At 70.8% G+C, this 13,305-nt stretch carries 14 protein-coding genes; 5 read left to right on the top strand and 9 right to left on the bottom strand.

Going from position 1 to position 13,305, the window contains the following annotated elements:
* Window positions 1–20: 20 nt before the first annotated feature.
* Window positions 21–614, top strand: coding sequence for a TetR/AcrR family transcriptional regulator (locus ACWGI2_RS38160; RefSeq protein ID WP_453399346.1), 594 nt, complete (start codon window positions 21–23; stop codon window positions 612–614).
* Window positions 615–711: 97 nt separating this feature from the next.
* Here ACWGI2_RS38160 and ACWGI2_RS38155 read toward each other — a convergent pair whose 3' ends face one another.
* From ACWGI2_RS38155 to ACWGI2_RS38145, 3 genes are all read right to left on the bottom strand, one after another.
* Window positions 712–1,926, bottom strand: coding sequence for an acyl-CoA dehydrogenase family protein (locus ACWGI2_RS38155; protein WP_453700456.1), 1,215 nt, complete (start codon window positions 1,924–1,926; stop codon window positions 712–714).
* A gap of 7 nt (window positions 1,927–1,933) precedes the next feature.
* Window positions 1,934–2,968, bottom strand: coding sequence for a phosphotransferase family protein (locus tag ACWGI2_RS38150; protein ID WP_453399348.1), 1,035 nt, complete (start codon window positions 2,966–2,968; stop codon window positions 1,934–1,936).
* Between the two features lie 224 nt (window positions 2,969–3,192).
* Window positions 3,193–3,489, bottom strand: a complete 297-nt coding sequence (locus ACWGI2_RS38145) for a hypothetical protein (RefSeq protein WP_453399349.1) — start codon at window positions 3,487–3,489, stop codon at window positions 3,193–3,195.
* Between the two features lie 174 nt (window positions 3,490–3,663).
* Between ACWGI2_RS38145 and ACWGI2_RS38140 the strand changes: the two genes are divergently transcribed.
* The gene (locus ACWGI2_RS38140; protein ID WP_453700455.1) at window positions 3,664–4,620 is read left to right on the top strand and encodes an NADP-dependent oxidoreductase; all 957 of its coding nucleotides are present in this window, start codon (window positions 3,664–3,666) and stop codon (window positions 4,618–4,620) included.
* A gap of 21 nt (window positions 4,621–4,641) precedes the next feature.
* On the opposite strand, the gene ACWGI2_RS38135 is transcribed toward ACWGI2_RS38140, so the two are convergent.
* From ACWGI2_RS38135 to ACWGI2_RS38110, 6 genes are all read right to left on the bottom strand, one after another.
* Window positions 4,642–4,983 (bottom strand): DUF202 domain-containing protein, encoded by a 342-nt coding sequence (locus ACWGI2_RS38135; RefSeq protein ID WP_453700453.1) that lies wholly within the window; start codon window positions 4,981–4,983, stop codon window positions 4,642–4,644.
* Window positions 4,971–5,363: a YidH family protein gene (locus tag ACWGI2_RS38130; RefSeq protein WP_190082673.1), complete on the bottom strand. Its 393-nt coding sequence runs from the start codon at window positions 5,361–5,363 to the stop codon at window positions 4,971–4,973. Before ACWGI2_RS38130 ends, ACWGI2_RS38135 begins: the two co-directional genes overlap by 13 nt.
* Before the next feature lie 30 nt (window positions 5,364–5,393).
* Complete coding sequence (locus tag ACWGI2_RS38125; RefSeq protein ID WP_453700452.1) at window positions 5,394–5,930, bottom strand: NUDIX hydrolase; 537 nt, start codon at window positions 5,928–5,930, stop codon at window positions 5,394–5,396.
* Window positions 5,931–5,965: 35 nt separating this feature from the next.
* On the bottom strand, window positions 5,966–6,739 hold the full coding sequence (locus ACWGI2_RS38120) for a glucose 1-dehydrogenase (RefSeq protein WP_453700450.1): 774 nt from the start codon (window positions 6,737–6,739) through the stop codon (window positions 5,966–5,968).
* Window positions 6,736–7,374 carry a TetR family transcriptional regulator gene (locus ACWGI2_RS38115; protein WP_453700448.1) on the bottom strand — a complete coding sequence of 213 codons (639 nt, stop codon included), beginning with the start codon at window positions 7,372–7,374 and terminating at the stop codon, window positions 6,736–6,738. Before ACWGI2_RS38115 ends, ACWGI2_RS38120 begins: the two co-directional genes overlap by 4 nt.
* A 209-nt stretch (window positions 7,375–7,583) precedes the next feature.
* A complete protein-coding gene (locus ACWGI2_RS38110) occupies window positions 7,584–8,453 on the bottom strand; it encodes a DMT family transporter (protein WP_453700447.1) in 870 nt (289 codons plus the stop codon).
* 272 nt (window positions 8,454–8,725) lie between these two features.
* On the opposite strand from ACWGI2_RS38110, the gene ACWGI2_RS38105 reads away from it, so the two are divergent.
* The 3 genes from ACWGI2_RS38105 (at window position 8,726) to ACWGI2_RS38095 (ending at window position 13,210) form a co-directional block, all read left to right on the top strand.
* Window positions 8,726–10,381 (top strand): FAD-binding dehydrogenase, encoded by a 1,656-nt coding sequence (locus ACWGI2_RS38105; protein WP_453700445.1) that lies wholly within the window; start codon window positions 8,726–8,728, stop codon window positions 10,379–10,381.
* Between the two features lie 232 nt (window positions 10,382–10,613).
* The gene (locus ACWGI2_RS38100; RefSeq protein WP_453700443.1) at window positions 10,614–11,582 is read left to right on the top strand and encodes a hypothetical protein; all 969 of its coding nucleotides are present in this window, start codon (window positions 10,614–10,616) and stop codon (window positions 11,580–11,582) included.
* A 41-nt stretch (window positions 11,583–11,623) separates the two neighbouring features.
* Entirely contained in the window at window positions 11,624–13,210 is a 1,587-nt protein-coding gene (locus ACWGI2_RS38095; protein WP_453700442.1) for an APC family permease, read from the top strand.
* Window positions 13,211–13,305 lie beyond the last annotated feature (95 nt).

Genomic DNA, 13,305 nt, shown 5'->3' with positions numbered 1-13,305 from the left:
TCGAAAGGCAGGTGGCGGCAGTGGCCAGGACGACGGACGGTGACGGCACGCCCGTCCCTCAGCGGCTGCTCGCCGCCGCCACGCGGCTCTTCGCCGACCGCGGCTACGACCGCACGTCGGTACAGGAGATCGTGGAGTCGGCAGGCGTCACCAAGGGCGCGCTCTACCACTACTTCGGATCGAAGGACGACCTCCTGCACGAGGTCTACGCCCGCGTCCTGCGCGTACAGCAGGAGCGTCTGGACGCCTTCGCGGACGCCGACGCCCCCGTCGAGCAGCGAGTGCGCGACGCGGCGGCGGACGTGGTCGTCACGACGATCGACAACCTCGACGACGCCTCGATCTTCTTCCGCTCCATGCACCACCTGAGCCCGGAGAAGAACAAGCAGGTACGGTCCGAGCGCCGCCGGTACCACGAGCGGTTCCGCGCGCTGATCGAGGAGGGCCAGGAGGCCGGCGTCTTCTCCAAGGCGACGCCCGCGGACCTGGTGGTGGACTACCACTTCGGCTCGGTCCACCACCTGTCCACCTGGTATCGCCCGAACGGCCCGCTCACCCCGCAGCAGGTCGCCGACCACTTGGCGGATCTCTTGCTGAGGGCGCTACGACCGTGAAGTAGCTGCCCCGAGGGAGGCGCCCCGAAGGGGCGCGGGGAACTGCGCGAGCAACCACGACGAACCCGCAGCGACGCACAGTCCCCCGGAAGGGTCCTTACAAGTACTTCTTGAGCTCCCGCCGCGCCAGCGACCGCTGGTGCACCTCATCGGGCCCGTCAGCCAAGCGCAGCGTACGAGCAGCTGCCCAGAGCTCCGCCAGCGGGAAGTCCTGGCTCACTCCACCCGCGCCGTGCAGCTGCACGGCCTGGTCGAGGATGTCGACGACCGTCCGCGGGGTGGCGATCTTGATGGACTGGATCTCCGTGTGCGCGCCCTTGTTGCCCACGGTGTCCATCAGCCACGCCGTCTTCAGGACGAGCAGCCGCAGCTGCTCCACCGCGACCCGCGCGTCCGCGATCCACTCCTGTACGACGCCCTGCTGGGCGAGCGGCTTGCCGAAGGCGGTACGCGCCACCGCCCGCTGACACATCAGCTCGATCGCACGCTCGGCCATGCCGATGAGGCGCATGCAGTGGTGGATGCGGCCGGGACCGAGCCGCGCCTGGGCAATGGCGAAGCCGCCGCCCTCCTCGCCGACCAGGTTGCTCACGGGGACCCGGGCCCCGTCGAAGACGACCTCCGCGTGCCCTCCGTGGGAGTGGTCCTCGTAGCCGTACACCTGCATCGCGCGCCGTACCTCGACACCCGGGGTGTCGCGCGGCACGAGAACCATCGACTGCTGGCGGCGCGGGTCGGAGCCCTCGGGGTCCGTCTTGCCCATCAGGATGAAGATCTGGCAGTCCGGGTTCATCGCCCCGGAGATGTACCACTTGCGCCCGGTGATCACGTACTCGTCACCGTCGCGCTCGATCAGCGTCGTGATGTTGGTGGCGTCGGACGAGGCCACCTCGGGCTCGGTCATCGCGAACGCCGAGCGGATCTCACCGGCGAGCAGCGGCTCCAGCCACCGCTTCTTCTGCTCGTCGTTGCCGAACTGGGCGAGGACCTCCATGTTGCCGGTGTCCGGGGCCGCGCAGTTCAGCGCGGTGGGCGCCAAGTGCGGGGAGCGGCCGGTGATTTCGGCGAGCGGGGCGTACTGGAGGTTGGTGAGCCCGGCGCCGTGCTCGGCGTCCGGCAGGAAGAGGTTCCACAGGCCCTGCTTGCGGGCCTCGGCCTTCAGTTCGCCGACGATCGCCGGGGTGTCCCAGGGTGAGGCGAGCTGGGCGCGCTGTTCCTCGGCGGTCTTCTCCGCCGGGTAGACGTGCTCGTCCATGAAGGTGAGGAGCCTGTCGCGCAGCTCTTCGGTGCGGGCGTCGAATGCGAAGTCCATGGCTGTCTCAGCCTTCCTGTCGTCCTTGGAGGGTGGTGAGGCCGTGCTCGATGAAGACGGGGACCAGTTCCCCGATGCGGTCGAAGCCCGCGCCGACCGTCTGGCCGAGCGTGTACCGGTAGTGGATGCCCTCCAGGATCACGGCGAGCTTGAACCACGCGAACGCCGTGTACCAGGCGACCGCGGAGACATCGCGCCCCGAGCGCGCGGCGTACCGCTCGATCAGCTCGGCGGCCTCCGGGTGCCCCGGCGCGCCCGCGGTGGTGCTGATGGGGGAGTCGGGCAGTTCGAGCCGGGTGCTGTACATGACGAGCAGCCCCAGGTCGGTGAGCGGATCGCCGAGGGTGGACATCTCCCAGTCGAGGATCGCCTTGATCCGGTCGTCATCGCCGATCAGGACGTTGTCGAGCCGGTAGTCGCCGTGCACGACGGTCGGCGCGGGGGAGACGGGCAGCTGGCGTCCCAGGGCGGCGTGCAGCTCGTCGATCCCCGCCAGGTCGCGGTTCCGCGAGGCGTCGAGCTGCTTGCCCCAGCGGCGCAGCTGCCGGTCGAGGAAGCCGTCGGGCCGCCCGAAGTCACCGAGGCCGACCGCTTCCGGGTCCACGGAGTGCAGGTCGACGAGGGTGTCGACGAGGCCGATGACCGCCGCCCGGGTGCGCTCGGCGCCCAGCGGTGCCAGCTCCTCGGCGGTGCGGTAGGGCGTGCCGTCCACGAAGTCCATGACGTAGAAGGGCGCGCCGATCACGGAGTCGTCCTCGCAGAGCAGCAAGGGCTCGGGCACGGGCACGTCGGTCCCGTGGTGCAGGGCGCTGATCACCCGGTGTTCGCGCTTCATGTCGTGCGCGGTCGCGAGCACGTGCCCGAGGGGTGGCCGGCGTACGACCCAGCGTGCGGTGCCGTCCGTCACGGCGTACGTGAGGTTCGACCGGCCGCCCTCGATCAGCCGGGCGGTGAGCGGTCCGCCGACGAGGCCCGGCCGCTCGCGGTCCAGATGGCCGCGCAACTGGTCGAGATCGAGGCCGGGTGGATGGTCTGAGCTCATCTTCGCTCCTGGTCGGACGGTCGTCGTCGAATGCCGCGCGGCGTCGCGCTGACGTTCATGATGCCGACCAGTCGGTATGTCGTCCAGAGCGCAGTGAGAACGTGATCAGGATCGCTATGGCGCGAAGGCGCCCGCACAAGCCGATCCCCCGCCACAGACTGCCAGTTGGCGCCCGTGCGGGGGAAGTCGGCCGAGGCGGTGCCGCGCGGTGTGGCCCGGTGGCCTCAGTGATCGTCCCAGTGGCCGTCGTGCTCCGCGTGCCGGTGACCGTCGTGGACGTAGTCGACGTGGTCGCCGTGCAGCACCGAACTGTGCCCGCAGCCCTCGCCGTGCCGGTGGTCGTGGCCCTCGTGGACGGAGTGCTCGTCCGGCTCGCACTCGTCCCAGTGGCCGGAGTGCAGGCGGTGCATGTGTCCGTCGTGCGCGTAGTCGACGTGGTCGCCGTGCGGCACCTCGGGGTGTCCGCAGGCCGGGCCGTGGACGTGCTCGTGGACGGAGTGTTCGCGGTGGAGCGTGGTCATGGCGACTGCACCTTCTGTGGGAGGGGGTGACCCTCTCAGGCTAGTACTCAATGCCCCTTTGATGGGGATATGGAAGCCTCGTTGATGTTTCCACCACCTGACCCCACCGGACCAGCCCCTCACCTTTGCCCCACAAGGGCGACCCCACGAAGGCACTCCCATGAAGCCGACCCCATGAAGGCGATCAGCTACCGCCGGTACGGCGGCCCCGAAGTCCTCGAGTACGGAGATGTGCGCGACCCCAAGGTCGGCCCCGACTCCGTCCTGGTGAAAGTCCGCGCCGCGTCGGTGAACCCCGTCGACTGGAAGTGCATGGCGGGTCACCTCGACGGCATCCTCGACCCCGTCTTCCCGGTGATCCCGGGATGGGACGTCGCGGGCGTCGTGGTGCAGCCGGGCGCCTCCGTCCCGGAGTACGTGGTGGGGGACGAGGTCATCGGCTACGTACGCGAGGACTTCCTCTCGCGCGGAACCTTCGCCGAGTACGTCGCCGCCCCCGTGCGCACCCTGGCCCGCAAGCCGCGGAACCTCACCTTCGAGGAGGCATCCGGCCTGCCGCTCGCCGGGCTCACCGCCTATCAGGTGATCGTCAAGACGCTCGCGGTGACGGAGGGTGACGTCGTCCTCGTGCACGCGGCGGCCGGCGGCGTCGGCTCGATCGCCGTCCAGCTGGCCCGGCACGCGGGCGCCCGCGTCATCGGCACCGCGAGCGAGCACAACCACGACTTCCTGCGCGAACTCGGCGCGGAACCGGTCGCCCACGGAGACGGCCTGGCCGAGCGCGTACGGGCCCTCGCACCGGAGGGGGTGGACGCCGCCTTCGACACGATCGGCGGCGACACCCTCAAGGCGTCCGCCGAACTCCTCGCGCCCGACGGCCGTCTCGCCTCGATCGCGGACGGCGCGGTGATCGGCCTCGGCGGCCACTACTGCTTCGTACGTCCGGACGCCGACGATCTCCAGCGCCTGACGCAGCTCGTGGAGCAGGACGTCGTCACGGTCCATGTCTCCGAGACGTTCCCGCTGGAGAAGGCGGCGGACGCGTACCGCCTGAACGCGGAGGGCCGCACCCGGGGCAAGATCGTCGTCACCGTTGACTGGACGGCCGAGGACGGGCCCTCCAGGCACTGAGGGCGTGCGTCTGCCGAGGGTTCAGAACACCATGGCGCTCGCGCACGCCGCGAGCGCCATCGTGCACAGCGCTGCCGTCGCCGCGGCTCGCGCCGGGAGCCTGACCGGCCTGCTGCTGGCCGCGAGTTCGGTCATCCTGCGGTGCGCGACGCCCAGGAAGCCGAGCCACAGGAGCAGGCAGAGGGCGCAGGCGATGACGGCCACCGGGGTGGTCCCCTCCTGGAGGGCGGCCCGCGCCGCGAGGACCGCCGCGACGGTGCAGGACAGGGTCGTACGCCGCCACGCGAGCCTCGTCCGCTCAGGCTGCAGCCCCGGATCGCGCTCGGGGACGGCCACCTCGCCCTGGTCCGTCACCCCTCCCACCCGAAGAGCACGACGACGACCATGGCGAGAGCCACGACCGCGACGGCCAGGCTCAGGACGGTCGGGAAGCGCGAGACGGGCAGATCCTCGCCGCGCCGCATGGCCCGCTCGCAGCGCACCCAGTGGTTGACCGCGCGCAGCGAGCTGAGCACACCCGCGGCGAGCAGGGCCAGGGCGAGCCCGATGCGCCACCCCCAGCGCAGGTCCGGCAGGAACTGGTCCACCGCGAAGCCGCCGCCGATGAGGGCGAGCGCGGTGCGCAGCCAGGCGAGGAAGGTGCGCTCGTTGGCGAGCGAGAAGCGGTAGTCCGGGGTGTCGCCCTCGTCGCGGATCCGCTCGGGCGCGAACCACAGGCGCAGGCTTTGTACGAAGTTGCTCACTCGCCGCACCCTAACGGGCGCTAACGCGCACTAACGCGCACGGAACTCCCGCAGCCGCTCGTACGCGGCGAGCCCGTCCGGCACCCAGTCCCACTCGCCGAGCCGCCGCGCCAGCTCGTCCTCGGTGACGAAGGCGTGCCACGCGACCTCTTCGGCCTGAGGGTTCACGGGCAGGTCGCAGCGCACCTCATAGAGGTACGACCACCAGGTGTGCCCCGCGCCGTCGTCGTACAGGAACTTGAACAGCGGTGTGGGGCGCGGGAGTCCGTGGACGCCCAGTTCCTCCTCGGCCTCGCGCAGGGCCGCGTCGTCGTAGGACTCGCCGGCCCCGACGACGCCGCCGACGAACATGTCGTACATCGAGGGGAAGACCAGCTTGACCGGCGTGCGCCGGTGCACGAAGACGCGGCCTTCGGCGTCCCGTGCCTGGATGAACACGCAGCGGTGGCGCAGGCCCCGCGCGTACGCCTCACCGCGCGGGGCCTCGCCGATGACCTCGTCGTTCTCGTCGACGATGGACAGGATCTCTTCACGGGGGTCGGGCACGGGCACGCTGTCGGTCGTCATGCCGACCATCCAATCTCAACGCCCGGCGGGGGAGTTCACTGCCCCATGACGTACTTCACGGTGGGTCCCGCGGTCCAGCCGCCGTCGACGGCGAGCTCGGCGCCGGTCACGTACGACGCGGCGTCCGAGAGCAGGAAGACCATGGCGCCCGCGATCTCGTGCGGCTCGCCGACACGTCCCATCGGCGTGTTGGGGTACTTGCCCTCGCCCTTCTCGATGCCCACCTGCGCGGTCATCGGGGTGTACGTCATGCCCGGGTGGACGGAGTTGACGCGGATGCGGGCGGTGCCGAGCTCCACGGCGCCGATCTTGGTGAGGCCGCGTACGCCCCACTTGGACGCGCCGTAACCGGCGGTGAGCGCGAGGCCCATGAGCCCGGCCGCGGAGGAGATGTTGACGATGGACCCGCCACCGGCCTCCTTCATGGCCGGGACGACGCTCTTCATGCCGATGAAGACGCCGGTGAGGTTGATGTCGAGGACCTTGCGGAAGTGCTCGACCGACTCCGACTCCAGGAACTGGCCCGTGGATATACCCGCGTTGTTGACCAGGCCGTGGATCCCGCCGAACTCGCTGACCGCGAGCTCCACGACGCGCTGCCAGTCCTCCTCCGACGTCACGTCGTGGTGCGCGAAGCGGGCGCGCTCGCCGAGTTCGGCGGCGGTGACCTCGCCTTCCTTGTCGAGCACGTCGGTGAGCACGACGTTCGCACCGGCGGCGACCGCCTGGCGTGCGGCCTCGGCGCCGAGACCCCGGGCGGCTCCGGTGATGACGACGGTCTTGCCGGTGAGGTCGTGCGCTCGGCTCATGGTTCTCTCCGTGGGACTGGGGCCCGCAGCAGGGCCGTGGTGGTCTCGACGAGGTCGGCGAGGAAGAGGTCCTCGTCGGTCAGGGGGGTGGTACCGGCCAGGTACTGGCCCGCGCGGTCGGCCATGGCGGCGCCGACGAGGGTGAGGGCGAGGTCGAGCCGCTCCAGGCGGACCGGCTCCGAGAGCTGCGGGGCGAGGCACTCCTCGACGCGGCCGATCAGCTCCCAGTAGACGGTGCCGTCGAGGGTCGGATGCGGGGTGCGAGTGCGTACGCCGCTCTCGTGGCTGAGCTGGGTGGAGATGCGGAGGCAGCGGCGGCCTCGCTCGGTGCGCAGCTCGGTGGCCTCGGCGGCCACGAGGGCGGTGAGCAGGCCGCGGAGTCCGTCCGGCGCGTCCGGTGTGTGCTCCAGCTCGGCGGTGAGGACCTTCTCCGTACGGCTCTGCCGCTCGGCCATGACGGCGTCCAGAAGGCCTGCCCGGCTGCCGAAGTGGTACTGCACGGCGGAGGGGTTGCTCTGCCCCGCGAGCCGGACGATGTCGCGCAGCTGGGCGCCGTGCACGCCTTGCGCGGCGAAGACTTCCTCGCCTGCGCGGATCAGCTTGTCCCGGGTCTCGGGTCCGGAGGTCCTGGCCATGGGGGGCATGCTAATGCTGGCCATTATTAAAAGCGAGACAGTCCCCAACCCCACCCCTTCCCGAAAACCCGCTGGCGCGGGGGCCTTGCGGACGGGCTAGAGATAGCCCGGCCGGCGTTTGAGGCCATCTTGTCCGGGGTCTGGGGCGGAGCCCCAGGTAGGTCCGGGGCGCAGGCACGGTTTTCGGGAAGGGGCGGGGTTGGGGAAAATTACCGCCCCTCAGCCCTCGGCATAGCCGGATGCAATCCCAACAGCACGATCCCGCCCACGATGGCCGCAAGCCCCACCACCTGCCACGTCAAAGCGACAGCGTCCATCCGCAGCTGGTCCCCCATGAACCCCACCCCGCACACGATCCCGGCCAGCGGCTGCGCGGCGGTCAGCGCGGGCAGCGACATCCGCAGCGGCGCCGTCTCGAAGGCGCTCTGCACCAGCAGAAGCCCGGTCACCCCCAGCACAAGCACCACGTACGGCTGCCACCCCGTGAACAGCGCGACCCACCCCTCCTCCGAAAGCCGCTTCCCGCTCACCCGCGTCAACGCGTCCTGCACCCCGTACAGCAGCCCCGCCGCCACCCCAAGGAGTACCGGCCCGGCGGTGAACCGGTGCCGGGACCCCTTCGCGTACACCGTGAGGAGCATCGCGACGCCCACCATCACGCCCATGATCAGCCACTGCCGCAGCGGACCAGACTCGGAGTCCCCGCCCCGCGGCTCACCCGCCACGATGAACGCGGTGACCCCGCCCGCGAGCAGCGCGAGGCCCGCCCAGCCCTGACGCCCCAGGGACTGCTTCGTCCGATGGCGGGAGAGCGCGAGGGCGAAGATCAGGTTCGTGGCGAGGAGCGGCTCCACCAGGGAAATCTCGCCCTGGCCGAGCGCGAGCGCGCCGAGGACCATGCCGCACACCATGAGCCCGATCCCGCCCAGCCACTCCGGCACCCGCACCAGATCGAGCAGCAGCCGCGGCGAGAGGAAGTCGCTCAGCGGGGCGCGCTGCGCCGCGTGCTGCTGGAACACGAAGCCGAAGCCCAGGCAGCAGGCGGCCGACACGGAGAGGACGAGGACCAGAACCGACACGTCAGACCTCAAGACGGGGGACGGGCTCGAGGCGGGGCAGAAAGTGGGGGTTTGGCGGCTACCCGGCCGACGATAGCCCTCCCCGGGGAGCTCCGCCCCACGAGGCATCCGAGGGGGTGTCCGAACAGGCACCCGAGCAGACTCGCGCAGACATCCGCGCAGACATCCGCGCAGACATCTGCGCAGACATCCGAGCCGGACGGTTGACGCCGGTCACTTCGCTGCCCAGGATCTGACTCACCAGTAAGCCCCTGCTTAGGAGGAACCCCCGGATGGCCTACGACGCAGACGTCATCGTGATCGGCGCGGGCCTCGCCGGTCTCGCGGCCACCGCGGAACTCGTCGACGCGGGCCGCCGGGTCATCCTCGTCGACCAGGAGCCCGAGCAGTCGCTCGGCGGCCAGGCGCACTGGTCCTTCGGCGGGCTCTTCTTCGTCGACTCGCCGGAGCAGCGCAGGCTCCGCATCAAGGACTCGCACGCCCTGGCCCTCCAGGACTGGATGGGCACGGCCGCCTTCGACCGCCCCGAGGACCACTGGCCCCGCAAATGGGCCGAGGCGTACGTCGACTTCGCCGCGGGTGAGAAGCGGGCCTGGCTGCACCGGCAGGGCGTGCGGTTCTTCCCCGTGGTGGGCTGGGCCGAGCGCGGGGGCTACGACGCGCAGGGGCACGGCAACTCCGTGCCGCGCTTCCACATCACCTGGGGCACGGGCCCCGGACTCGTCGCCCCCTTCGAGCGCCGCGTCAGGGAAGGCGTGGCCCGCGGCCTCGTCCAGCTCAAGTTCCGCCACCGGGTCTCCGGCCTCTCGCGCAGTGCGGGCAGCGTGGACACCGTCACCGGCGAGGTCCTCGAACCCTCCGACGCCGAGCGCGGCAAGGCCAGCAGCCGGGAGGTCACCGGGTCCTTCGAGTTCAGGGCCCAGGCGGTGATCGTCACGTCAGGCGGCATCGGCGGCAACCACGACCTCGTACGCGCCAACTGGCCGGAGCGGCTCGGCACTCCGCCGGAGCGCATGGTCTCCGGCGTGCCCGCGCACGTCGACGGGCGGATGCTCGGCATCACCGAGGAGGCCGGCGCGCGGCTCATCAACCGCGACCGCATGTGGCACTACACCGAGGGCATCCAGAACTGGAACCCCATCTGGGACAACCACGGCATCCGCATCCTGCCGGGCCCCTCCTCGCTCTGGCTCGACGCGCGCGGCGACCGTCTTCCCGTGCCGCTCTTCCCCGGCTTCGACACTCTCGGCACGCTCGAACACATCATGAAGTCGGGTTACGAGTACACGTGGTTCGTGCTCAACCAGCGCATCATCGGCAAGGAGTTCACGCTCAGCGGGTCGGAGCAGAACCCCGATCTCACCGGCAAGTCCGTGCGCGGCGTCATCGACAGGGCGCGCGCCGACGTGCCCGCGCCGGTGAAGGCGTTCATGGACAACGGCGTCGACTTCGTCGTGGAGAAGGACCTCTCCTCGCTCGTGCGCGGCATGAACGCGCTCACCAAGGAGCCCCTCATCGACGAGGCCGCGCTGCACCGCACGATCGCCGCGCGCGACCGGGAGATCCGCAACCCCTTCACCAAGGACCTCCAGGTCACCGCCATCCGCGGCGCCCGCAAGTTCCTCGGCGACCGGCTCATCCGGGCGGTCGCCCCGCACCGCATCCTCGATCCCGAGGCGGGCCCGCTCGTCGCCGTGCGGCTCAACATCCTGACCCGCAAGACCCTCGGCGGCCTGGAGACCGACCTCTCCTCGCGCGTCCTGACCGAGGGCGGAGAACCGCTCCCCGGTGTGTACGCGGCGGGCGAGGCGGCCGGTTTCGGCGGCGGGGGAGTGCACGGCTACCGCTCGCTCGAAGGCACCTTCCTCGGCGGCTGCCTCTTCTCGGGCCGCACGGCGGGCCGCGCGGCCGCCAAGTCCGTGAGCTGAGCCGCCAAGTCCGCGAGCTGAAGGGTGCGTTCGTCGCATCGCGCAGTGATCGTCGCCGCTTGTCCGAATCGTGTCCTTCCGGGCAACTCCGCAGGTCGGGGGTGAAGTCTGCGGATTCTGAAACGAGTTGGTGAAGACCCCTGAGTTAGGCAGACCTTGACTGGAGGGCTGCCTACCGCTTTGCTGTGCGTGATCATCCGCACGCGAGCCGCGCCGGGGAGGAAGTCCCGCGGTGTCACCACCCCCACCCCCCTTGGGCCGTTCCCGCAAGCGAGCGGCCTACGTTTTCGACTCCGCACTCGACGACACCGAACTCGCGGGTGCCCGCACCGCGTTGGCCCAGGGCCGCTGGACCGAGGTCCGCGCGCTGCTCGCCGCCACCGGTGACGACTGGGACCGCAGGGGCCACCGGTTCGACGTACTCGCACAGGAGCACACCACCACCGCCTGGGCCCGTGACTGGCGGCTCGCCGAGCCGGAGAGCACCGACGCCGTCGTGCTGCTCGCCTACGCCTCCGTGCACCTCGCGCTGCGCGGCAAGGGACGCTCCGAGAAGGCGCGGGACGCCTGCCGCGAAGTGGCCGCGCTGCTGCCCGCCGACCCCACGCCGTGGCTCGCGCTGCTCACCCTGGAGCGGTCCCTCGGCCGTGAGGAGGACGTCGTCCGGCTCTTCGACGAGGTCCGCCACCGGCACCCCGAGCACCACCACGCCCACCACCTGATGGTCGCCAGGCTCGCCGAACGGCGCCCCGCCGCGGGCCAGGACCCGCTGCACGAGGTGTACGACTTCGCCGCGTGGGCGGCCGAACAAGCCCCCGCCGATTCGCCGTTGGCGGTCCTGCCCGTCATCGCGCACGCCGAGCGCTACCGCGTCCTGGCCGCCGCGGGCAGTGAACCCGTGAACCCCGCGGCCTCCGAGCACTGGACGGGACGCCGGGCCCGGCAGGTCATGAAGGCAGCCTTCGACTGGTGGCTGGAGTGGCAGATGCCCATGAGCCCCGAGAGCACAGCCCACCCGCGCAGCCACGTCGACCTCAACTTCCTCGCCCACGCCAAGTTCTGCGAGGGCCGGGCGGCCGAGGCGGCCGCCCTCTTCCACCGCATCGGGCGGCACGCGACCCGAGCCCCCTGGTCGTACCCGGACCGGGACCCGTACAAGGCGTTCACCGCCGCGCGCGACGCCGCGCTCGGCTCAGCCTGACCCACCGCACCAACCGGCACACGCGAAAGGACAACCGCGCCATGGCGACGGGCAGTTCGAGCAGCACGAGCGACACGAGACCCGCGAGCGCCAAGGGCGCCGCCGACGGCAGCGGGATCAGCACGTACAAGGGCCAGGAGACCGCACTGCGCGCCGGCCGGCTCGGCACGGCGGGCCTCCTGCTCTCCGTGCTCGCGGCGACCGGTCCGCTCATGGTCGTCGCGGGCGTCATGCCCACCACGTACGGCGTGATGGGCGTCGTCGGACAGCCGCTGCTCTTCCTCATCCTCGGCGTCGTCCTCGGTCTTTTCAGCTTCGGATACGCCGAGATGAGCCGTCACGTCCACAACGCGGGCGCCTTCTACGCGTACATATCGAGGGGCCTGGGCGGTACCGCCGGCGCGGGTGCTTCGCTGGTCGCGCTCGTCGCCTACAGCGTCTTGCAGGCGGGCCTCTACGGCCTCCTCGGCTTCGAGGTCTCCGGACTGCTCCACACCTACTTCGACATCGAAGTGGCCTGGTGGATACCGGCACTTGTCACCGTCGCCGTCGTCGGCGTACTCGCCTGGCTGAAGATCGACCTGAACGCGCGCGTGCTCGGTGTGCTGCTGCTCATCGAGGTGGCGCTCGTCGTCATCTTCGACATCGCGGCCATCGCCGACCCGGCCAAGGAAGGCCTGTCCCTGCACGCGTTCAACCCGGACACCCTCACGGGCGCGGGCGTCGCCACCTCGCTCTGCTTCTGCATCGCCGCCTTCACCGGTTTCGAGCAGGCTCCCGTGTACGCGGAGGAGACCAGCCGCCCCCAGGTCGTCGTGGCCCGCGTGATGTTCTTCGCCGTCGGCTTCGTCGCGATCTTCTTCGCGATCAGCTCCTGGGCGCTCACGGTCGCCGCCGGCCCCTCCGGTATCGTCCCCGCCGCACAGGAACAGAGCGCGGGGCTGCTCTTCGGGCTCACCGAGTCCCGGCTCGGCGGCACCTTCACCGACGTACTCCATGTCCTGTTCGTGACCGGCATGTTCGCGGCGATCCTCTCCTTCCACAACGTGGTCGCGCGCTACGCCTTCGCCATGGGCCGCGAGGGTCTGCTGCCCGCCGCGTTCGGCAGGACCAACACCTCCACCGGCGCGCCCGGCACCGGCTCCCTGCTCCAGACGGTCATCTCCGTCGTCATCGTGGTGGCCTTCGCGGTCACCGACGACGGCCCGTTCGGCGACCCGACCGCGCCGGTCCTGCACCTGTTCACCTGGGGCGGCAACATCGGCGCCCTGGGCGTCATCCTCCTGATGGCCACGGCCTCCGTCGCTGTCATCGTCTTCTTCGTACGACGCGGCGCCGCACGGGCCCAGGCCTGGCGCATCACGGCCTCCGCGCTCGCCGCGGTCGGCCTGCTCGTCATCGCGGGCTACACCGTCAAGGACTTCGACGTCCTGGTCGGCGCGGGCCCCGGCTCGGCGCTCAGCTGGGTACTGCCCGGCATCATCCTGCTCGCTGCCCTGATCGGCGTGGTCTACGGCGCGATCCTGCGCTCGACCAAGCCGGAGGCGCACGCGCGGATCGGCCTGGGCAACGAGGCGTTCCAGCTGGAGAAGGCCGCGGAGGACCCGGGCGTCCGGGGCCAGGTGTGACGAAACGCTGACGGACACCCGTGGTCCCTGTACCCCGGGGGCCGCGGGTGCTCGAATCGAAGGGTGACAACTCCCCTTCCGCACCCGCCCGAAGA

It is taken from the genome of Streptomyces sp. NPDC054866, from assembly GCF_053610745.1.
This window is presented reverse-complemented; position numbering and strand designations above follow the sequence as displayed.

What these genes read in the sequence shown, in the direction of transcription:
- ACWGI2_RS38155 (WP_453700456.1), bottom strand. Translation starts at nt 1,926, where the DNA reads ATGGACTTCGCATTCGACGCCCGCACCGAAGAGCTGCGCGACAGGCTC.
- ACWGI2_RS38150 (WP_453399348.1), bottom strand. Translation starts at nt 2,968, where the DNA reads ATGAGCTCAGACCATCCACCCGGCCTCGATCTCGACCAGTTGCGCGGC.
- ACWGI2_RS38145 (WP_453399349.1), bottom strand. Translation starts at nt 3,489, where the DNA reads ATGACCACGCTCCACCGCGAACACTCCGTCCACGAGCACGTCCACGGC.
- ACWGI2_RS38140 (WP_453700455.1), top strand. Translation starts at nt 3,664, where the DNA reads ATGAAGGCGATCAGCTACCGCCGGTACGGCGGCCCCGAAGTCCTCGAG.
- ACWGI2_RS38125 (WP_453700452.1), bottom strand. Translation starts at nt 5,930, where the DNA reads ATGACGACCGACAGCGTGCCCGTGCCCGACCCCCGTGAAGAGATCCTG.
- ACWGI2_RS38120 (WP_453700450.1), bottom strand. Translation starts at nt 6,739, where the DNA reads ATGAGCCGAGCGCACGACCTCACCGGCAAGACCGTCGTCATCACCGGA.
- ACWGI2_RS38115 (WP_453700448.1), bottom strand. Translation starts at nt 7,374, where the DNA reads ATGGCCAGGACCTCCGGACCCGAGACCCGGGACAAGCTGATCCGCGCA.
- ACWGI2_RS38105 (WP_453700445.1), top strand. Translation starts at nt 8,726, where the DNA reads ATGGCCTACGACGCAGACGTCATCGTGATCGGCGCGGGCCTCGCCGGT.
- ACWGI2_RS38095 (WP_453700442.1), top strand. Translation starts at nt 11,624, where the DNA reads ATGGCGACGGGCAGTTCGAGCAGCACGAGCGACACGAGACCCGCGAGC.